The organism is uncultured Veillonella sp. (genome assembly GCF_900545795.1).
GTDB lineage: Bacteria > Bacillota > Negativicutes > Veillonellales > Veillonellaceae > Veillonella_A.
Window position 1 is genome coordinate 1 of record NZ_URAR01000006.1, and the last position, 22,112, is coordinate 22,112.

Sequence of the window (22,112 nt, forward strand, 5' to 3'; positions counted from 1 at the left end):
ACAGCTGTTGCTGCTAGCATAGTTGCAAAACGTTTTTTCATTGTAATTACCCCTTTCGGTAAAAAACAGAAAAATAAAATAAAATTAGATTTCTGCTCGCTTCCGAAACATAATTACTATGCCATATAACTCGTGTCTGGAGTTTCCACGTTTCCTCACAGTGTAGTTATACTTTACAGTCATAATGCTCTTCAGCTCACTGAATCTATCGTTATGATAGCACAGTTGATTCTAAATGTAAAGCTAATGTGAAAATTCTCACTCCGAAAAACTCTAATTAAATGCTTAGTTTTCATTTTAAAATAGTCAATATTTTTTGATAGCAAAAAAAGAAGGCCCATATTTGAGCCTTCTTTCTACTTTATAATTTTTGAAAACTTATTTATCAATTTAAGATAATATTTTTTAGTTTTCTCAATTATTTAACACTTATTTTACTATTTTAGTCTTTAAACTTACTCTTTTTAAGTCATCTAACTTACTATATTCAGACTATATTAGAACTTGTAGTTAAGTTCTGCACGATAGTAATCTGGTAAGTCATTACCTTTTTGGTCTTCTGCATTAAATGCATAGTAAGCGGAAAGACCAACGTTTTTAGCTAAGGAGTAATCTACACTTGCCATCCATGCTTTGTAATCAGAGTTGTATGGTTGGTTGAAGGTAGAGCTAATTACTGGAGAGTTAGTATCTTCGTTGAAGTATTGAACTTTAGCACCCCATGTACCAGCTTTTTCAATATTGTAATCGCCATAACCGATACCTGCTACCCAAGCACTTCCGTCATCAGCATCTTTAAACTGTGCGTATTCACCGCCGAGCCATACTTTATCGAAGTTCATGTCTAAGGAACCACCATAGATGTCATCATTTAGGTTTTTATTACCGAAAGCATAGAAGCCACCTAGAGTTGCATGTTCGCCAAGTTTGCCCTTAGCTTGTAATAAAGTTACAGTTGCATTGTCATCGGAGGAAGCATCTTCGAAGCTTCTAGTATATTCATTGCCATTAGCATAGGAGTTGCCAAAGCCACCTTCTACGAAGGAACCATATGCTGCTGTAGCACTGAAGTTACCATTGTCATAAGCAAGTGCTGCACCATCAAAAGTATCATCATAGATCAAGCCATTACCCACAAATGCATTGTAACGACCGATGATACCAGTTGTGTTAGCACCGAATTGATGAGCTACGTACGCACGGTCAATGGAGATATCAGTAGAGTTATTGGAGCCATTACCAAATTCATTGTTACCAGATGTTACACGAACTACTGCAGATGTATTGTCATTTACTTGTGCATTGAATTGTACACGTGCACGGTAGTCAAACATAGATTTTTTATCTGCATTAGAGGAACTTACTACACCTTTTTTGTCAGAACCTTGGTAACGAAGACGAGCATCACCAGTTACTTTTACATTACCTACTTTATTTTCAAGTTCTGATACGCGAACGCCTAAGTTATTTAATTCATCAGAGAACTCATTAGCTAAGCGATTGATCATAGCTTGTTGTTCAGCAGTTGCACGGCTTTGGTTAGCCATAGCTTTCGCTACCATTTGAGCCATTTCGTAACGAGTGATATTGTTTTGGCCTTTGAAAGTACCGTCTGGGTAACCATTAATGATACCTGCAGAAGCTAATTGAGATACACTTTGGTATGCCCAATCATTAGGTGTTACATCAGAGAATGGGTTAGCTGCAAATGCAGTTGTTACCCCTAATACAGCAGTTGCTGCTAACATAGTTGCAAAACGTTTTTTCATAATAAAAATCTCCTTTCAGGAAATAAAGAATTTCTCAAGAGATTTCTCCGTTTGCTCTTCTACTCTATAAGTATTATAAAGTATCCACGTTTCCTTTACAGCTTATCAAGTAGTATTGCTACTTCGAAAACTCTTTCTGTATGTATGGTACCATAGTGGTACTGAAAGAAAAATGAAATTACCAAAAGTTCATAGAAAACTCATTTTCATCTTTCAGTTTTCACTTTCCCTTAATATAAGTCCATGCACAAAATACTTTATTTGCTAAAAAGTACACTTCTTATACAAAAATGAAGATTTCCTCACATACTACTCTCTTGACGTTAACGTATTTTATCAACTTATCCCATCTAATCGAAAACAAGTTTCATCTTTTATTTATATTCAACTCAAAATATGGCTTTAAAACCTATTTAGCTTCTATCTTACTTATATTAATCTCTATCTTAGTTCTATTTAATTTCTGTCTTGCTTCTGTCCAATCACTAATCTTCTTTCGTTTTAGTCTTTAATATACTTATATTTAATCTCTATCGTACCTCGATTTAATCACTATCTTACCTCGATTTAGTCTAAGGTAATAAAGCTCAGTGTAGCAAATGTCTCTATAAAGGGCTCTGCTTTCTCCCCTCCTAATGCAATTAACCTAAATTTAGGAAGGCCACTCCCCCTTAAACCAACTATACCTGTTTATAAAATAGCAATTTTATAAAAAAAGTACACATATTACGATTTTATGTAATTGTAAATATAGGTATTTATAGGTATATTATAATTATTGGTCTTAATAAAATAGTTTTATACGCCTTGTGCCTGATGTAGTAACATTTGAGAAAAAGGAGATTTACTATGGAATTACAAAAAGTATTACAAAATCGCATGTCTGTACGTCAATACAATGAGGTAATGCCTACAGACAATGAAATCCAAGACATTCTTAATGCAGGGCTCTTAGGTCCTATTGTTAGATTACACAAGCTACACTTCTCCGTTATAACCAACAAAGAGTTAATGAACGAAGCAGAAGATATTGCTGATACCATGTTTGCAGGGCTAATGAAAAAGCCTTATATGTATGGTGCTCCTGTATGGATTATTTTAAGTGGAGCTAAATACAATGAAAATAGCAATATCCCCTTTAAAATAGAAAATGCCATACAGCGCATGAATGAAAATTTATTCTGGACTGTAGGCTCTATTATCGAAAATATGGAGCTAAAAGCTGTTGAATTAGGTTTAGCTAGCTGCGGTATTAATACTACGGTTGTATCTATGGCCAATCATCCGGAGTTTCGTGCTAAATTAGGTATCCCTGAAGGCTATGATGCATTAGCTTCTCTAGTAGTCGGCCACACAGATCTAAACTTAAACGAGCGCCAAGTAAATCCTGCATTAATTCCTGTAAACTATGTTAAATAACAAATAATATAATATTATACATACAATATGCAATATAAAATGCGGCTTGAGGACAAATGAATGTCTTCAAGCCGCATTATGTATTTAGAAGTATTATATACTTCCCCAAGTAAGCTAAGCCCTAAACTCTAACTTACTGTTTTTGTCTACCAATTAGAATTTGTAGTTAATTTCTGCACGGTAGTAGTCAGGCATGGATGTGCCATCTTGTTTTTCAGCATCAAATAAGTAGTAGCCTACTAAGCTTAAGTTCTTTTCAAGAGCATAACGGCCCGCTACGAACCAAGCTTTGAAGTCTTGAGATTTAGGAGTGATGAATGTAGAGGAAATTACTGGAGCATTTTCACTTTCATCTACATAGCGTAATTTAATATCCCAAGTACCTTGTTTGCTCATGTTGAAGTTACCGTAGCCAACGCCTGCAATCCAAGCATCATTTTTGCTGCTACCATTTACATCATCACTGAAGGTTGCGTATTCGCCACCAACCCAAACTTTATCAAAGTTAAGATTTACGTAGCCACCATAAATATCATTGTCGAATCCTTTATTAGCGAAAATGTAGTAACCACCTAATGTTGCATGATCACCTAATTTACCAGCTGCTTCTAATAAAGTCACAGTGTAGTTGTCATCAGCGCTAGAGCCAGAGAAGGATTTGTTAGCAATCTTGCCATTAACTAATTCAGCATTTGCTAAGCTACCAGCTACGAAGGAACCATAGCTTGCTGCCAAAGTTACATCTTTAGTTTTGTATTGAATTTTTGCTGCATCATATGCATCATCAAAGATTAAGCCATCGCCAATGTATAAAGCTTGACGACCTACAGTTAATGTAGTGCTATCACCAAATTTATGGCTAACTAATGCACGGTCAATACGCGCTTCTTTAGTTTTGTCTGCACCAGTACCCATTTCCACCATACCATTAGTTGCCACACGAACTAAAGCTGTAGTGTTTTCATTAACTTTTGCTTGGAAGTTAATACGAGCACGGTAGTCGAATACAGAGTTTTTCTTAGGGTTAGAAGAAGTTGCTAAGTAGTTGTTAGCACCACTTTCGGAACCACGGTAACGAAGACGGCCATCACCAAATACTTTAACATTGCCCACTTTATCTTCTAAAGCAGATACGCGCACGCCAAGATTGTTTAATTCGCTAGCGAATTCGTTAGCTAAACGATTAATCAACGCTTGTTGTTCAGCATTAGCACGAGCTTGGTTAGCCATAGCTTTAGCTACCATTTGAGCCATTTCAAAACGAGTAATATTGTTTTGACCTTTGAATGTGCCATCTGGATAACCATTGATTACACCAGCTTCAGCTAATTGAGCAACACTTTGGTAAGCCCAATCATTTGGAGTTACATCAGAGAATGGGTTCGCTGCAAATGCAGTTGTTACGCCTAATACAGCTGTTGCTGCAAGCATTGTGGCAAAACGTTTTTTCATTGTCTTTACCCCTTTCGGTACAAAAATAGAATTGAAATATCTTTTTAGTACCCTAATCATTAATAAAAGATAGGACAATGAAAATGAGAGTATCCACGTTTCCTCGTCATCGTAACTGTCTTTATCAAAAATTAATAAGTAGTTTACCTTTATAAGACGCCCTCATAGTAACATACAATTGTCCCCTTGTAAAGGAATATTTTACGTTTTCTTCATTTTAATTTCACATCCTTCTGTTAATGAATGATTCCTCAATTTTTCTCCTATTTTTTATACTTTAATCTATAATTCGACACTATATAAAACTAACTTCTCCCTAACAGTTTCAAATAAACTTAGGCGCTGTATATATCTTCTAAAATATCATCCTATTTCTTTCATATAAAAAAGAAGCACTTAGTTGCTAATTCTTGCAAACTAAGTGCTTTTGTATCATTTTTACAACTTTGATTATATATGGTATACAACCTTGCCGATAACATTTTTAATTGGCACAGGACCAATGAATCGGCTATCACTAGAGTGATTGCGATTATCCCCCATAACAAAGACATGTCCTTCTGGAACAACAACAGGTGCTGTTTGGCTATAGTTCATAGTAGGCTCTTTCGTATAAGGCTCTTCTAATTCCTTACCATTGCGCCATACATGGCCATCTTTAAACTCTAATGTATCCCCTGGCAAACCAATAACGCGTTTTACCCATGCATCATGGCGTTCCGCATCCTTGCTGAAAACAGATAAATAATTGGATACTACATCGGTTACATCATCTTGCCAAGTTCGTTCCCGTTTAACACGGCTGTCTATAATTACTACTTCATCATATACTGGCGTATTACCTCGAATGTGATCCCATTTCGATACAACTAAAAAGTCACCATTGTGAAAAGTATTTTCCATGGACTCACCAGATACACGTGTAATCTGCCCTACAAAGATATGAACTAAAATAGCTACTACTAGGGCAATAATAATGGCATAGAGCCACTCGCCTACTTCATGTATAATTTGTTTCCCAATTGTTCTTTCTTCTGACATAATTTCTCTAGACTTAGTCTAGCTCCTTTCATCACAGTCGATGATATTCTTTGTATCAAGGAAAGCCAATTTGTAATTTTAAACAGTCCTCATCAAATACGCTAAGCATTAATGAATAGTCTTTTTCCCAAATTGACCACCGAATACATCGTGAACATCAGTAATGGTAATAAATGCATTTTCGTCTTGTTCATAAATAATATCTTTCATCTTAGTAATCTCAAGACGCGTCACTACTGAGTATAACACTTTTTTAGGCTCTTTTGAATAGCCCCCTTCGCCAAATAGCACTGTAACACCACGGCCCAAGCGATGCATAAGGGCTTCGCGGATTTCATCAGGATTGTCAGTAATAATCATAACCCCTTTAGATTCTTCAAGACCAGTAATGGTCATATCCATCATCTTATAAGCTACAAAATAAGCAATTAAGGAGTATAAAGAGCTACTCCAGTTATACACAAAGCCTGCAGCCCCTAGGATAAAGAGATTACAAATCATAACGATTTCACCTACAGAGAAAGAGCTCTTTTTATCCATAATAATAGCCACAATTTCAACGCCATCAAGGGAACCACCATTTCGAATAATAAGCCCTACCCCGATGCCTAAGATTACGCCACCAAATACAGCAGCCAAGAATGGATCAATATCTGGCGGTGTTACATTATGCATAAACAAGGACATAATGGAAATACATACTACACCAAACAAGGTGGCAATAGTAAAGCTTTTACCAATTAGCTTATACCCTACATAGAGGAAGGGCAAATTAATTAGCACTAAATAAATACTAAAGGAAATCCCCGTTAACTCAGCTGCCATAAGGGCAATACCAACTACACCACCGTCGATGATGCTCTTAGGAACCAAAAGAACATCAAGGCCAAAGGTATAAATGGCGGCACCTATTACAATCCATATATATCGAATCAAAATATCTTTCCAAGTTAATTTTTGCTTTTGTGGTTTTTCGTATTCTGCCATCAAAAAACTCCCTTCTACTTACTCCTACTTGCAACACACTGTATTGCATCCAATCTATTATTTATGTCCACTTCTTATTATCAACTATATATCAATAAATTTCAATATAAAATTGCAAAATTTCATGATATTTTTATAATTTAGTGGTTAATTTCCTTATTTACCCCTTATTTTCTTCTTTTTGAAGGTATCTCTCACCAATAATCCATGCTGTAAAATCGTCCACTGGTTCTGATGGCAATAACATGCCTTTTGGCAATAAGCGTTTAAGCCCCTTTGGAGGATTCACTTCAAAGTAACGACGTCGTGCTTCCTCAGTCGTATGCGCTTCATCGGTGAGAACCACCTTAATATTATAAGACGAAGCAACCTGTTCTAACAGTTTAGAAACTTTATTGTGATTTGTGCCATTGCCACATACGATGCGGTTAATAAAACTATAAGAACCTAGCCATTGAGCACAAAAAGTAGCAATTTCATCTGTAGGTACAATCATTTTATCGACTAATTCACCTGTAAGGGTCATTAGCGCTATACCCGTCTTTTCACGGCCTGGATCTACGGCTATCATAAGCTGAGACGTCGCTCCATCTACGGCCCGCTTTACATCATTTACGCCATTTACTTCATTTGCTTCAGCTTTATTTGGTTTAGCTTCATTTGCTTTAACTTTATTTACTTCAACTTTATGTACTTCAACTTTATGTACTTCAACTTTATTTGGTTTAACTTCCTTTGTGTCTTGATTCATAGAGAAACTGAAACCTCCTCCCTATCCTAAAAAAGCTGCCCACCTAAGCGGGCAGCCTGACTTAGATATCCAAAAGATTTTAAAATCTTCCATATCTTAAATACCTTATAAATCGTATATTCTAAAATTGCTTTTAAACCTTACACCCTGAATATCCTTTAAACCTTACAGACCGAAATTGATTAACTCACTTTAATTCGGTATATAATGCCTTATAAATCTCTAATTCTTAATTCAATTTGAATCGGCCCTGTAGTATAGGCATCCTCTTCTACCACTGCTTCAAGTCTAACAGGGTGATTGATTTGGCTAATTTGACGGATAATCTCAAATAAGTCACTACCAGGTATAGAGCCTACTTTACCAGTTAATGGATCCGGTAATACACCTTGTTCCTTAGCTTTTGAATTTACATCTTGTAAGAAAGCTAATACTTCATATTGTGCATCAGATCCACCATGAACTGTAGTGGAAGTAATAACAGCGCCCTTTGAAAATACTTGCTTATATGGGAACGCATGAATCTCAGCGAGAGCTGCTTCACCATAAATGATATTAGCAGCCGCTGTAATACGCACAGTCATCGGCTCTTTAGATTCCGCTACTTGCTTAGCCACTTCAGCTAAATTAGAGCGACTCACATAGATGAGAGCTTTAGTCTCTTCCATGCCTAAGCGTCGTAAAATAAGACCATTCGTATCATTTAAAATGTCAGTTATAGCAGCTGTTGTCTCTTCTTCATTGAGCCCTGGACGAATCAACGCACCGCTTAAAATTTCGCCATTTCTAAATAATACGGCCCCCTCACGAACATGAGTAATACCAGCCTCTAATCGCTGCGTTGTAACACGCAAGTCTTCAATATGAGCTTCTAGCTCTTTTTTATTTGCTTCTAAATCTTGTAGTGCCGCGCTAGACTGTTGCAATTTATCATTGGCGGTCTTATATGCCTCTTGTACAGAAACTAGCTCCGCACCCATAGCCTCTCGAGCGGCGCGCACTTCTTCAATTTCTGCCTGCGTAGCCTGAACTTCCTCTCGCATAGCATTAACAGCTTTAGTTTTCTCTTCAACTTCTTTTTTGCCCGCTTCAAGCTCAGCATTTTTCTTAACTACATCATCAGTCAATTGAGCCATTTCAGCTTTTAATTGTTCCATTCCAAAAAGTGCAATCCGTACATTCTCAGAAGCTAGACTCAAAACGCCAATTGTTAAAACAGAAATTAAAATACCTGTAACAATGGTCATAATAATAGATGTATGTTTAGGGCGAAGACCAAAAATGGACATTTTTTTCTTACCCACTTTACTGCCCAATTTATCACCAATGAAAGCAATAGCGCCGCCCATAATAGCAAGGACAAATATTAAACTTATACCAACTAGCATGGGTGTCACTCCTTTCATTTCATAATAAGACTTTCTTTATATATTTTACTCTATTTTTTCAAAAAGAAAAAGGCTCTCAACTTGTAATTTTCAAAACTACGAGTATAACTAGAAAAATGCTAGTAGAAGTTTGAAAACTACTTGTTGAAAACCTTTTCAATTACTTAGATACGCGCCAATTGAGCCATAGACCAGCAATAATCCCTAATGTATCTGGAATCATGGCGGCCAATAAAGGCGGTATAGCGCCCCCTTTACCAAGTGCACCGGTAAAGGTCATAACACTATAGTAAATAAATATAATCAATACACTAAGACCAAAGCCAATTGATGAGCTAGAACGTTGCTTTTGAAGCCCTAAAGGTGCCCCTACTAAAGCAAATACAAAGCTAGCAATAGGAATGGTAAAGCGTTGATACATTTCCATTTCCCATTTTCTATAATTGACGCCGGTGCCTTTTAACGCTTTCACTTGGGCGCGCAATTCTTTAATTGTCATTTCCTCTGGCTCCCGTTGTTCCTGAGAAATTTGCTTTGGATCTTTTGCTACTGGCAACACTTGATCTTTAAAATGCATAGTCCGTTCTACGCCCTTTCCATCGGGAGCGAGATCATATACTACGCCATCGTGCATAATCCAGTATGAGCCATTCCAAGTGGCAGTGGCTGCATTTTCAATCTGCGTCACTTCCCCATTAGTAAAGAGCTGCGCTGTAATGCCTGTAATTAATTTTGTCTCCGCATCATAGCGCTTAGCATATACCAATGTGCTAATGTCACCACCGTCCATATTTTTAATTACAATATGCTCTTGTGCCTGTGGTGCCGCTTGTCGCTTAATTTCATTGCGAATAATGCTTTGATACGCATGATTTGATGCTGGCACAACATATTCATTAAAGACAATCGCCCCTAAGGAAATAATAAGCGCTGTAATATAGACCGGCATAGCTAGGCGTAAAAAGCTAAGACCGCCAGCGCGCATAACTATAATTTCGCTAGTGCCACTTAATCGACCAAATGCTAATAAGCTAGCTAGCAATACCGCCATTGGGAATGTTAACACTACAATGCTCGGCAAAGCCAATATAAACGCCCTTGTAACAGACCACAAGGAGGCTCCATACTCAGTAATAAACTGTGCAATGCGGAACAAAGTGCTGGTACCTACGAAAATACTAGAAAACGCAAAGATACCAAATAAGAAGGGGCCAATAAACGCCTTCAGTATGTATTTATCTAATATACGCATGAATGCCACTTACCTCCCCATTACATTTTGAATTCATCGCCTAAATAGAACTTGCGAGCTATTGGGCTTGATGCAATCTCATCGGCGGATCCTTCAATGAGGATTTTACCAGCACTCAAAATATAGGCCTTGTCCACAATACCCAATGTTTCACGCACATTATGGTCTGTAATGAGTACACCAATACCACGCTCTTTTAAATGTCGTATGATTGATTGTATATCAGCTACGGCAATGGGGTCAACCCCTGCAAATGGTTCATCCAATAAAATAAAGCGTGGTTCTAGGGCGATACAGCGAGCAATTTCTACACGGCGTCGCTCACCGCCAGATAATTGCATACCTTGGCGTGTGCGCACATGACTAATATGAAACTCCTCTAGTAGAGCCTCCACCTTAACATCGATTTCTTGCTTAGTCATCTTAGTCGTTTCAAGCATGGCTCGCAAATTTTCCTCTACAGATAGAGAGCGAAATACAGAGGCCTCTTGCGGTAAATAGCCAATGCCCTGAGCGGCTCGTTTATACATAGGCATGAGGGAAATATCCTTGCCCCCAATATGAATTTGTCCTGCATTAGGCTTTTCAATCCCTACAATCATGTAGAAAGTAGTCGTTTTACCAGCCCCATTAGGCCCTAAAAGACCTACTACTTCGCCTTCATTAACCTGGATGCTTACGCCATCAACTACATTGCGGCCTTTATATGTTTTTACTAAATCTGTTGTTTTAATATACATCCACACCGCTCCTTATTGTTGTGGCGTAATAATTAAAGTACTGCGACCGCCAATAGTCTGTACTGAATTATCTTTCATTTCAAGTTTAAGCTCTGGTGCATTTACCACATTGCCATTTTGAACAGCATGTACATTACCAGTTAAATAAGCAACGCCATCATTTTGCCCAGGTGTCTGTGTGTACACTGCATTGTCTGCACTCGCATCTAAATTATGCTTGCTGCTGTGAAGCGTTACATTCCCCTGTGCAGTAGCTCTAATTTCATTAAGCCAGCCTTCTACAAAATCGCCAGTTAATACGGCATCGTCCATAACAAGTTTAGCATTGCCTGTACTTGTACCATACTCGGTTTTTGTATTGTATTTAACAGTATTGCCAAAAACTTGCTTATTATCCTTTTGTAAGCGCACATTGCCAGTTGCTTCAATAATTTCGTTATTCGTACTATGAAGTTGTGCCGCACTCATGCTTGTATTGGTCCCAATCATGCTGACACCGCCAGTTAAAAATGCTTCCTGTGTCTTCGTATTGTACCAACCTTCGCGGCCTGTCATAGTTTTATCTTCATTAATAATAACTACATTGCCATTAGCCGTCGCCTTGCCAGTACTACCTTCATATTCAAGTGTATCAGCAGTAATCATTAAGTTAGAGGTAGCAGCGGCCCACACTGGAGCTGCCAATCCCATCACTATAGCGGTTACGGCCATAACCTTTTTCATCTTCATGTTAATTCCTCCACTACTTCTTCTCTAACTTAGCATGACCTTTGGCAATCACCTTTTGCAATACAGTGTCTGCCTCAAATGTATCACCTGTTATAGTAGCCTCTTTATTAGTAAATGTAAAGGCTGTTTCAGAGCTTAATTTCTTAGATTTATTATTATAATTTACTGAATCAGTTTTTAGTTCAGCACCATCTTGATCTACAGCCACAACGCCACCAGCTAATTGGAAGGTATTATGGTCAGATGTCATATGACCACGCGGTGCTGTAACTACGAGTTCCTTGCCTTCTTTGTAGAAGTTAGCCTTCATATTGGTAAGGTATACTTCTTTAGTTTTTGGATTCACCTTAATTTGTTCTGCTGTTACAGACCAAGTGAGCTTACCATCCGCTTCTTCAGTAATCGTAGAGCCTTCAAATGTAACTAAATCGCCTTTTGGCTGAGTTGGATCCTCTGGCGTCTCTGTATTACTGATTGTAAAAATCCAAATAAATAAGCCAACTAGTGCGATCACAATAGCAGAGGCGATAATTGTTTTCTTGTTATTTTTCCACATCACTATCAACAGCCTCCTGTGCTACGGTCGCGACCGGTTCACTTTCAATTGTCTCAGTTTCGCTAGCAGATTGAGATGTTTTATCAGTAGCTTGATGCCCTTCACTAGCAGTGTGAGCCGAATTAGCTTCACCTATAGCATCGCCAGCCTTAGCTTGACGATGTACTGCATCACGCACTTTTAATTTTTCCTCAATGTTTTCAATCTGATCTAGTTTCGTATTCCAACGATGTTGGAACCAAAGCCATTCCGTAGGATGCGCTTTAATGAAATCTTCTGTAACGCGCACGGTAGCTTCTGTAAGGCGATGTAAATCTTCTGCCTCATTACCAGTATCTTCAAAATAAAGAGGTGGTAAAATCTCCACTACATGGCCAATACCATCTGCTTTGCGATGAGCAAACACAGGTACTACTGGTGCTTTAAATTTTTGCGCAAATGTAGCCGGTCCAATAACAGCGGATGATTCCTGACCTAAAAACTTAACAGGAAGACCTTGAATATATCCATCTTGGTCAGCTAAAAAGCCCAATAGCTTCTTTTGCTTCATAGCTTTCACAGCGCGAATCATTTCAGAACCGCCCCGAGCAAATACTTCAAGACCTACCATTTCTCTATATTCATTTAACAAACGCGTTACCTGTGCATTAGGTTGCTTCTTAACGATAGTAGTAGATGGATAGCCTTCTGCAGCTAAGGCAGCGCCCATCCATTCCCAGTTACCTACATGAGCTGTTAAGATAACAACCCCACGTTGCTCAGCTAAGGCCTTATTAAGATATTCAAGACCATGCATCTCAATATGTTCGTTAATAAATTCCTTAGTTAAATTTGGCATATACAAAATTTCTAAAGCAGAACGCCCTAAATTTTTAAACAATTCTTCTAAAATGCGATTCGCTTCTGCTTCAGATACGCCTAGTCCTGTCATGACATTTTTTATGCCACGTTTCTTTTGTTTCTTTCCAAATAGCGAATATAAAGGCCCTAAGGTCTCACCAATACGAAGTATCGTGCGATACGACAGCTTGCAGGTTAAGGCACTTAGTTTCTTTAATAACGAGTATTGCCACTCATTTGACATACCGTACGAGCCTCCTTTGATTGCCTTTTTTCGTCACTATACATTTGAAACCAGTGTAAATATCACTACCTTGGTTCAAAGAATTAGAATCATGCATCAATAGTATTCAATCCTTATACACTACGATTACTCAGTCAATTTATTGGCCTTGTTCGTATAGCTCATTTTTATATGACTCCACTAAAGGCTCCCATTGATTCTGATCTTTTAAAATTTTTTCAATTGCTTCGCGCACAGCCCCATGACCGCCACGAGCTTGAGTGATAAAAGCAGCTTTCGCTTTTATTTCAGGCACACCATTGGCCGGTGAAATAGGAAAGCCTACTTTATGAAATACGCCAAAATCATTTAAATCATCCCCCATATAGGCAATTTCCTGAGGGTCTAATTGAAATTCTTCCATTAAATCAATTAAATCTTTGCTCTTATTCTTTGAGCCCATGCGCACAAAATCAAATTTTAATTCTTCTGTACGCTTTGCCACCATAGGAGACACACGGCCTGTAATAACAGCAATCTTTAGGCCAGCTCGACGAGCCAAGGTCAAACCTAAACCATCTTGCGCATGAAAAGCTTTTATTTCTTCACCACTGGAGCTGTAAATAATATGCCCTTCTGTCATAACGCCATCTACATCAAGCACTAAACATTTTATAGCCATTATACAATACCTCGACGTAATAAGTCTGTAATATGAACAATCCCAATAGAATTTTTATTCTGGTCAACTACAGGCAGTACAGTAATTGGACGTGGCTGATTTTTCTCCATAATATGAAGCGCTTCAGCAGCTAATTTGTCCTTTGTAATAGTTCGTGGCATAGTGGTCATCATATCCTCTACAGGCCACTCTAAGAAATTACTACCTGAATCTAAACCACGGCGAATATCACCGTCTGTAACGAGACCAATTAAAAGTCCATCTTCATCGATGACGCTAGTAGCACCTAACCCTTTTTCCGTCATGACAAAGAGTGCATCGCGTACGGACGAACCTTTATACACCACTGGATTGTCTGCACCTGAGTGCATAATATTTTCTACTGTAAGCAATAATTTGCGTCCCAAGGAGCCGCCTGGATGAAACACAGCAAAGTTCTCTGGTGTAAAATGATGACGCTCTAAGAGACATACCGCTAAGGCATCACCTAAAGCCAAAGCTACAGTAGTACTTGTAGTCGGTGCCAAACCGAGCGGGCAGGCTTCTTTTTCTACTTCAACTAATAATGCAATATCAGAATTTTTAGCCAGTGTAGAATTGCGATTCCCTACAACGCTAATTAGCTTTGCACCAATGCGACGCAAGGATGGCAACAGGCTCACCACTTCACTGGTTTCACCACTATTAGAAAACGCCAGTACAATATCTTCCGAGGTCACCATGCCTAAATCACCATGAACACCTTCACCAGGATGCAAGAATAAGGCCGGTGTCCCTGTGGATGCTAATGTAGCCGCCACTTTGCGCGCAATATGGCCTGATTTACCCATACCGGTGCATACAACGCGCCCTTCAGAGGCCAAAATCATAGCTACCGCATCGGAAAAATTACTATCTAAAGTTGTGATTAATGCTTCGATGGCCTGCGCTTCTTCATGAAGCACTTGAGCCGCCTGTTCTAATACATTCATTAGTTGTGCCATCCCTTCTGGACTGTATCCGTTTACAAGTCAAGCTTGTATAGTATGTATGTGTGTGTATCTAATTTCTATTAAGCCTTAACAATTTTATCAATCGCTACGAGTTCACGCAACATAGCTTCTAATTGATCTAAATATACCATATTAGGGCCATCAGATAAGGCTTCAGCTGGATTATCATGAACTTCCATGAATAAACCATCTACACCGGCAGCTACAGCAGCGCGAGATAAGTATGGTACAAACTCACGTTGTCCAGAAGAGCTTGTACCAGCACCGCCAGGTAATTGCACACTATGAGTAGCATCAAAAATAACAGGATAATCAAAGCTGCGCATAATAGGGAAGGAACGCATATCTACAACTAAATTATTATAGCCAAATGTAGCACCCCGTTCAGTAAGCATTAAATTAGGATTGCCAGCTTCTTCTACTTTCTTCACCACATTGATCATATCATTTGGCGCTAAGAATTGGCCCTTTTTAATATTTAAAGCCTTGCCAGTTTTCGCTGCCCCATATACTAAATCTGTTTGACGGCACAAGAACGCTGGAATCTGTAAAATATCAAGTACTTCTGCCGCTGGTTCAATTTGCTCAACAGAGTGAATATCACTAACGATTGGCACTTGAAGTTCTTTTTTAATATGACTTAAAATTTTAAGTCCTTCTTCAAGACCTGGGCCGCGGAATGACTTATAGCTTGAGCGATTTGCTTTATCAAAGGATGCCTTAAAAATATAAGGAATGCCTACGCGCTCGCAAATTTCCTTAGCACGGCGTCCAATTTCTAATGTGCGCTCTGGGTCTTCAATAACACAAGGGCCCGCTAAAAGAAATAAGCCTTTGCCACCACCTAGAGTTAAATTACCAACTTTAACTTCTTTCATCTTATATCTCCTTATATTGTTCAAACAGAATTAGTTTATACTTAACTTTGCTAAAAAGTCTGCAAAATTTAATACTATATGTCTCAAAGCTGTATCATCAACGTTTAACTTATATTATAACCTAAAAAGCTAAAGTTTGAATTAACTTCATGAAAACATTTACAACATCTCATGACTAAATTATCATTGCTTCTCTCTTTGTGCAAAGATTTCATTAACAGCTTGTAAATCCTCTGGCGTATCAACACCTACAAAACGAGCTGACGTCTTAATAACGCGAATAGGAACACCATTTTCTAAAGCTCTCAATTGCTCCAAAGACTCCGTCAATTCTGCCGCTGTTGGTTCCATTTGGGAATACGTAAGTAAGAACTCACGAGTATACGCATAAATACCAATATGCTTTAATGGTCCATTTACAAAGGCATTGCGCGGATAGGGAATCAATGAACGAGAAAAGTACATAGCATTGCCTTTTTTATTGCACACTACTTTAACGGCAGAAGGCTCATTATATTCTGATTCTAACAATGGCGCCCCTACAGTAGCCATTTTTAAATCACTTTCATTTTCAAACAAGCTTGCTAGTTCATCAATTAAAGCAGGTTCAATCAAAGGCTCATCGCCTTGCACATTGATAATTACATCAATATCTTCATACGCTCTTGCCACTTCTGCTAAGCGGTCAGTTCCAGTCAAATGGTCGGCTCTCGTCATCGCTGCAGTGCCACCGAAGCTCTGGACTACATCATATACTCGTTGATTATCAGTTGCTACAATCACTATTTCAGGATGTGTAGCCTTAGCAACTTGCTCATATACACGCTGAATCATCGGTTTTCCAGCAATATCAGCTAATGGTTTTCCCGGCAAGCGCGTCGATGCGTACCGAGCGGGAATTACACAAGCTATCTTCATTATTTATCCTTCTTTCCCACCGCTTGAATTAAATCCTTAAATTCCTGTTCTTGCCCTACAAATTCAATGCCAATAGGTACTACATAAACAGGTAGTTTTAAATCCTTAAGAGCTCTCAACTGACTGAGCTTAACAGCATCTTTTTCCGTCGTAATTAAAGCCGTTATGCCTAATTCAAAGGCTTTAGCATAGATTTTAATTAAATCATCTTCTGTATACTCATGATGATCGCCAAAATCTAAACTATCTACCGGCGTAAATCCTAGACTCTGTAAAGTAGCCTTGAAGGATTCAGGACGACCAATACCACTAATGGCTAGTAACGAATGACCTTGTACCTCTGGGGCTAACTCATCCTGGTTGACCACTAAATCGCCTGCTTCAGCAGCCCATTGGTCTATAGTAATGACACCTAAAGGCTTATGAATCGTTTCAAACACAGGCACCATGGGTGCATATGTGTTTAATTTTTGCTTAATACCATAAAGAATATCTTTTGGCACCTGATCAGTCTTAGTGAGGAGGATAATGTTTGCTCGTTTAAGCCCCTCTAAAGGCTCACGCAAAAGCCCTCTTGGCAATACATGTCCATAACCAAATGGATTAGCCGCATCAATGAGAACAATGTCTAAATCACGGTGCAATTGACGATGTTGAAAGCCATCATCGAGTACGATTACATCGCTCCCTAATTGCTCTGTAGCTATCGTAGCGGATTCTGCACGATGACGCCCAATCACTACATTCGTGCCACCTAAGCCTTTAGCCAGTAAATACGCTTCATCACCGCTCACCGCAGGACTTACTTCAATGTGACCACGGCGAGACACAATAATAGACTGTTCATTATTGGCCGCCTTATAACCACGGCTCAGCACCGATGGCTTACAGCCTTGAGCCTCTAAAAATTGGCAGATGTAGCGTACCATAGGTGTTTTCCCCGTACCGCCAGCAGTAATATTACCAACACTAATTACAGGTACTGTGGCATGAGTAATAGCACTTTGATCTTCAAATTTTTTATTACGCTGTACTACGCCAGCTTCATATAATTTACTCAATACCCCTAAGCCTGTACGAGCAATCGATGATACTGGATCTTTAGCTTGACCACTTATAATGCGTTTAAAAATGACTTCACCTTTCATCCGTCATCCCTCCTCTACGCCTTATATACTAAAAGTTTCTTTACTTATCTAGGACTTCAAAACTTAAATCGTCTTAACTTATAAAAGCTTTTTATCCCTCTTGATAATTTTTATCTCTCTTGATGCTTCTTATTAAGGAATAATATGATGTTTCTCAAAGAGCTTGCGCATTTCTTCCGTATTACGCTGCGTAGCACCACGGTTTTCCTTCATAATAGTTAAACAATTGGCTCCCATTTCTTCGCGTCGCGCCTTATCACCACAAAGCTGTAATAAGGTGGCGGTCAATTCTTGACCATCTCGCACCATTAAGCACGCATCGCGAGAGCTTAACAAGGAGTAAATTTCTTTAAAGTTAAACATATGAGGGCCCACTAAAATAGGCTTACCATGAGCGGCTGGCTCTAAGATATTATGCCCCCCAGTTTTAACTAAGGAGCCACCTACAAAGATAATGTCTCCTAAACTATATAAGCGACCTAATTCACCAATCGTGTCTAACACAACTACAGGTGTCTTCGTGTGAACAGGACCAGTCATAGTACTGCGACAAATAGCTTTTAAGCCATTGCGTTCAGCTAAATTCTTCACATCATTGCCGCGCATAATTTCTCGCGGTGCAATGAGGAGGCGCGCCTCTGGATATTCGTGTAAGATGCGCTTAAAGGAGTTAAGTACCAACTCCTCTTCCCCACGATGTGTACTGCCTGCCACAATAATAGGATGATTGCGGCCAAAGCCAAATTCATCTTGCAACGCCAGCTTCTCATCCGGCGTTACACTGGCATAGGTTTGGTCATACTTCGTATTCCCTGTAATAGTAATATGCTCATGAGATGCGCCGAGAATTTCAATATACTCAGCATCTAATTTGGACTGCATACAAAAATACTCTATCGATGCTAACATTTCGCGCGTAAAAGAACGAATCATCATATAGCGTTTCATACTGCGATCGCTAATGCGACCATTAACCATCATAACAGGGATTTGTTCCTTTTCCGCAATGCGCAAGAAATTTGGCCAAATCTCTGTTTCTACTAATAAAATCGCAATTGGCTTAATAATAGTCAAAATGCGCCGCGTTAAAAATGGTAAATCTAAAGGGAAGAAGATAATACCTTCCGCTTCTGGAATAATCCGATGCGCCATAGCATGACCTGTAGCTGTTACTACAGATACAACAACTACCGCATCAGGAAATTTCTGTTTTATATCTTTTACGATTGGGCTCGTAGCAACAATTTCACCTACAGAAGCGGCATGCACCCAAATTGCACGACGCCCCTCTATCTTGCGCATCAAAGAATCTGGCATATAGCCTGCACTTTGCCTTATACGCTCGTAAAACCCTTCTTCAAAGGCTAAACGATAGAGGATGACTGGAATTAATCCAATCCAATAGATGATTAGCAAAAAATTATAAATCCAATACATCCCTTTATCCTTTACTCTTAAATTGAATGGAGTACAAACTCTTATAAAGACCATCTTGTGCCAATAAATCTTCATGAGTGCCAGACTCAACAACCCGGCCTTGCTTCATAACAATGATTAAGTCTGCATTTTTAATAGTGCTTAATCGATGAGCAATAACAAAGGCCGTGCGATTTTTCATTAAGCGTTCCAACGCCTCTTGTACTAGTTTTTCACTTTCTGTATCAAGCGCTGACGTCGCTTCGTCTAAAATCAAAATCTTTGGATCTTTTAAAATGGCACGCGCAATGGCAATACGCTGTCTTTGTCCCCCTGATAAAGAGCTCCCTCGCTCCCCTACTATAGTATCAATGCCATCTGGCATTTTTTCAATAAATTCTAATGCATTAGCCGCCTTAGCTGCTGCATATACTTCCTCATCAGTACCATCTAAGCGACCGTATAAAATATTTTCCTTAATGGACGTATTAAACAACATAGTCTCTTGTGGCACCAGACCAATTTGCTCACGCAAGGACTTAAACGTTACATCGCGCACATCAATGCCATCAATGCGCAAGGCCCCTTCGCTAACATCATAAAAACGCGGCAATAAATTAGCAATGGTCGTCTTACCAGCTCCTGATGGACCTACTACAGCAATTATACGACCAGCTGGTACATGTAAGTTTAAAGAATCCAACGCGTTCTTCTCGCCATCATAAGAGAAGCTAACATTGTCAAACTCCACATCACCTTTTAATTCAGGTAAGTCTTTCGCATCAGCCTTTTCCTTGACTTCTGGTTCCGTATCTAAAATTTCAAATACGCGGTCACCAGCAGCCATGGATTTTTGAATATTACTATATACCTGGCTTAAGCGTTTTACTGGATTAGATAAGTTAATAGCGTAAATGAGGAAGGCGATTAAAGAGCCCGCAGAAATTACGCCAGTTACAACATTATAGCCACCATACCAGAGAATAACCGTCACCGCAATAGCCGCTGAAAACTCCACTAATGGGCTGAGCAAGCTAGATAATTTCGTCGCCTTCATAGCAGCACTAAAATTTCGTTGATTTTCATGTTCAAATTGACGAATTTCATACGACTCGCGCGCAAAAGAACGAACGATTCGGATGCTAGAGATTACTTCCTGTAACAGAGCTGTAATATCAGCAATGCGGCCTTGAACTTCATGACCAGCAAGGCGTAATTTTTTCCCAAATACATTCACTAAACCTAGTACAACCGGCACGATAATCAAAGTCACTAAAGTCAATTTCCAATCGATGAGTATCATGGAAATTAAGGAACCGATTAAGGTCACCCCTTCTGTAATAAGGGAAATAAGATTATCTACAATAGCCGCTTGGAGTGCACTTACATCATTAGTAAGATTACTCATAATTTGCCCCGTCTTACGGCGGTCAAAATAGGCTTGATCCAGACGCTGCAAATGCTTAAATAAAGCCTGTCTAATGTCGATAATAACGCGCTGTCCAATATAGCTCATCGTATAGGTTTGACCATAGGTAGCAAAGCCTCTGATGAGAAACACCACTAAAATGGCAATAACCACCAAATTCAAAGTAGCTAAATCCTTAGCTTGTAGCACTTCATCTACTACATTTTTAATCAGCCAAGGCACTACTAAGTATGCAGCAGCGGCTATAATCATACAAATTAGGCCGAACACCATACGCCCTGCATACGGCTTTACATATACTAATAAACGTTTATAGCTTCCCATCTAATTCCTCCGATTTGAGCCATTCGCTACGGCACCGATAATCTCTGCCACGCGCGCTACAGCGCCAGGCGCACCTAAGTCAGTTTTCACCGCACTTAAATCTTCAATCATCTGTGTGCGTCTAGTTTGATCATATAATAAAGATTCTAATTGATTGTTAATATTTTCAGCAGTTACATCATTTTGCAATAATTCTGGAATTACTTCCCGACCAGCCACAATATTCGGTAAACCTACATGCTTAACATTAACCAATACTTTAGCTAAGCCAAAAGTCACTGGCGATAGACGATATAGTAATACCGTAGGCAATCCTACAAGCGCTGTTTCTAAAGTTACCGTTCCAGAGGCTGCTAGTGCTACATCACAGCATTGCATTAAATCATAGATTTTTTCTTCCGTAATGGTAACCGGCACTTTATACTTATCAATAATATCCGTCAAATCACTACGCTCAATCGTATGCGCCTTCGGCAAGTAAAAGACTAATTCCGGATGCTTAGCAAGGGCCATTTGTGCCCCTTGAAGCATGCGGTCTAAGAGTGTTAAAATTTCTTGCTTACGACTCCCTGGCAATAATAATACACGTTTAGTATTCGGCGGCATTTTGAAAAACTCCACGCCTTCTTCATAGGTCATAGTGGGCTTTACAATATCCACCAAAGGATGTCCTACAAACTCTACATCAACGCCAAACTCTTCATAAGCTTTCGCTTCAAAAGGAAAAATAGACGCCACTTTAGTCACCGTCTTAGCAATATCTTTACCGCGGCTCTTATGCCAGGCCCAAATGGTAGGGGCAATATAATAAATAACAGGAATACCTAAATCATGTGCCACTTTAGCAAGGCGCATATTAAAGCCTGGATAATCTACGCAAACTAGCACATCAGGCTTTTCGCGAATCATAATTTCCTTTAAATACGTTCTTAATTTGAAGAAACTAGGCAAGGCCTTCACAATCTCTACAAAGCCAATAAAGCCTAATTTTTTAATATCATAAATAATAGACACGCCTGCTTGTTCCATAAGGGTACCACCCATGCCTAGCATGTCCACATCAGGAAAGGCTTGTTTCAATGCCTTTGCTACACTCGCTGCATGCACGTCGCCCGATGCTTCACCGGCAGAAAACATTACTTTCATTAGTACCTCCTATGATAAAAAATCCGCATCAA

Annotated in this window: 20 protein-coding genes; 1 reads left to right on the forward strand and 19 read right to left on the reverse strand. The window is 39.1% G+C overall.

Annotated elements, in window-relative coordinates; translation table 11 throughout:
- Positions 1-497: 497 nt before the first annotated feature.
- The gene (locus tag QZR90_RS04160; protein WP_295789104.1) at positions 498-1,769 is read right to left on the reverse strand and encodes an S-layer homology domain-containing protein; all 1,272 of its coding nucleotides are present in this window, start codon (positions 1,767-1,769) and stop codon (positions 498-500) included.
- A gap of 849 nt (positions 1,770-2,618) precedes the next feature.
- Between QZR90_RS04160 and QZR90_RS04165 the strand changes: the two genes are divergently transcribed.
- Entirely contained in the window at positions 2,619-3,188 is a 570-nt protein-coding gene (locus tag QZR90_RS04165; protein WP_295789107.1) for a nitroreductase family protein, read from the forward strand.
- A 153-nt stretch (positions 3,189-3,341) separates the two neighbouring features.
- Here the strand turns inward: QZR90_RS04165 and QZR90_RS04170 are convergent, their stop codons facing one another.
- The 18 genes from QZR90_RS04170 to lpxB all read right to left on the reverse strand — a co-directional run bounded on the left by QZR90_RS04170 (position 3,342) and on the right by lpxB (position 22,080).
- Positions 3,342-4,640, reverse strand: coding sequence for an S-layer homology domain-containing protein (locus tag QZR90_RS04170; RefSeq protein ID WP_295789113.1), 1,299 nt, complete (start codon positions 4,638-4,640; stop codon positions 3,342-3,344).
- A 450-nt stretch (positions 4,641-5,090) separates the two neighbouring features.
- A complete protein-coding gene (lepB, locus tag QZR90_RS04175; protein WP_295789116.1) occupies positions 5,091-5,681 on the reverse strand; it encodes a signal peptidase I in 591 nt (196 codons plus the stop codon).
- A gap of 108 nt (positions 5,682-5,789) precedes the next feature.
- The gene (locus QZR90_RS04180) at positions 5,790-6,668 is read right to left on the reverse strand and encodes a YitT family protein (RefSeq protein WP_295789118.1); all 879 of its coding nucleotides are present in this window, start codon (positions 6,666-6,668) and stop codon (positions 5,790-5,792) included.
- 160 nt (positions 6,669-6,828) lie between these two features.
- Positions 6,829-7,419 (reverse strand): hypothetical protein, encoded by a 591-nt coding sequence (locus QZR90_RS04185; protein WP_295789120.1) that lies wholly within the window; start codon positions 7,417-7,419, stop codon positions 6,829-6,831.
- Positions 7,420-7,631: 212 nt separating this feature from the next.
- Positions 7,632-8,825 carry a DUF3084 domain-containing protein gene (locus QZR90_RS04190; protein WP_295789123.1) on the reverse strand — a complete coding sequence of 398 codons (1,194 nt, stop codon included), beginning with the start codon at positions 8,823-8,825 and terminating at the stop codon, positions 7,632-7,634.
- A gap of 142 nt (positions 8,826-8,967) precedes the next feature.
- Positions 8,968-10,059 (reverse strand): LptF/LptG family permease, encoded by a 1,092-nt coding sequence (locus tag QZR90_RS04195; RefSeq protein WP_295789125.1) that lies wholly within the window; start codon positions 10,057-10,059, stop codon positions 8,968-8,970.
- A 20-nt stretch (positions 10,060-10,079) separates the two neighbouring features.
- The gene (lptB, locus tag QZR90_RS04200) at positions 10,080-10,799 is read right to left on the reverse strand and encodes an LPS export ABC transporter ATP-binding protein (protein WP_295789126.1); all 720 of its coding nucleotides are present in this window, start codon (positions 10,797-10,799) and stop codon (positions 10,080-10,082) included.
- A 12-nt stretch (positions 10,800-10,811) separates the two neighbouring features.
- Positions 10,812-11,528: an LptA/OstA family protein gene (locus QZR90_RS04205; RefSeq protein ID WP_295789128.1), complete on the reverse strand. Its 717-nt coding sequence runs from the start codon at positions 11,526-11,528 to the stop codon at positions 10,812-10,814.
- 13 nt (positions 11,529-11,541) lie between these two features.
- Positions 11,542-12,084: an LPS export ABC transporter periplasmic protein LptC gene (gene lptC, locus QZR90_RS04210; protein ID WP_295789283.1), complete on the reverse strand. Its 543-nt coding sequence runs from the start codon at positions 12,082-12,084 to the stop codon at positions 11,542-11,544.
- Positions 12,071-13,168, reverse strand: a complete 1,098-nt coding sequence (locus QZR90_RS04215) for a lysophospholipid acyltransferase family protein (RefSeq protein ID WP_295789130.1) — start codon at positions 13,166-13,168, stop codon at positions 12,071-12,073. Before QZR90_RS04215 ends, lptC begins: the two co-directional genes overlap by 14 nt.
- Positions 13,169-13,307: 139 nt before the next feature.
- The gene (locus QZR90_RS04220) at positions 13,308-13,829 is read right to left on the reverse strand and encodes an HAD family hydrolase (protein WP_295789132.1); all 522 of its coding nucleotides are present in this window, start codon (positions 13,827-13,829) and stop codon (positions 13,308-13,310) included.
- Positions 13,829-14,800, reverse strand: coding sequence for an SIS domain-containing protein (locus QZR90_RS04225; RefSeq protein WP_295789285.1), 972 nt, complete (start codon positions 14,798-14,800; stop codon positions 13,829-13,831). The genes QZR90_RS04220 and QZR90_RS04225 overlap by 1 nt, the downstream gene beginning before the upstream one ends.
- A gap of 80 nt (positions 14,801-14,880) precedes the next feature.
- Complete coding sequence (gene kdsA, locus QZR90_RS04230; protein WP_295789135.1) at positions 14,881-15,699, reverse strand: 3-deoxy-8-phosphooctulonate synthase; 819 nt, start codon at positions 15,697-15,699, stop codon at positions 14,881-14,883.
- Positions 15,700-15,882: 183 nt separating this feature from the next.
- Positions 15,883-16,617, reverse strand: a complete 735-nt coding sequence (gene kdsB, locus QZR90_RS04235; RefSeq protein ID WP_295789137.1) for a 3-deoxy-manno-octulosonate cytidylyltransferase — start codon at positions 16,615-16,617, stop codon at positions 15,883-15,885.
- The gene (gene lpxK, locus QZR90_RS04240) at positions 16,617-17,765 is read right to left on the reverse strand and encodes a tetraacyldisaccharide 4'-kinase (protein ID WP_295789139.1); all 1,149 of its coding nucleotides are present in this window, start codon (positions 17,763-17,765) and stop codon (positions 16,617-16,619) included. The genes kdsB and lpxK overlap by 1 nt, the downstream gene beginning before the upstream one ends.
- 132 nt (positions 17,766-17,897) lie before the next feature.
- Positions 17,898-19,202 (reverse strand): 3-deoxy-D-manno-octulosonic acid transferase, encoded by a 1,305-nt coding sequence (locus tag QZR90_RS04245; RefSeq protein WP_295789141.1) that lies wholly within the window; start codon positions 19,200-19,202, stop codon positions 17,898-17,900.
- 4 nt (positions 19,203-19,206) lie between these two features.
- On the reverse strand, positions 19,207-20,934 hold the full coding sequence (gene msbA / locus QZR90_RS04250; protein WP_295789143.1) for a lipid A export permease/ATP-binding protein MsbA: 1,728 nt from the start codon (positions 20,932-20,934) through the stop codon (positions 19,207-19,209).
- Positions 20,935-22,080, reverse strand: coding sequence for a lipid-A-disaccharide synthase (gene lpxB, locus QZR90_RS04255; protein ID WP_295789146.1), 1,146 nt, complete (start codon positions 22,078-22,080; stop codon positions 20,935-20,937). It abuts the gene before it with no gap.
- Between the last annotated feature and the right edge of the window lie 32 nt (positions 22,081-22,112).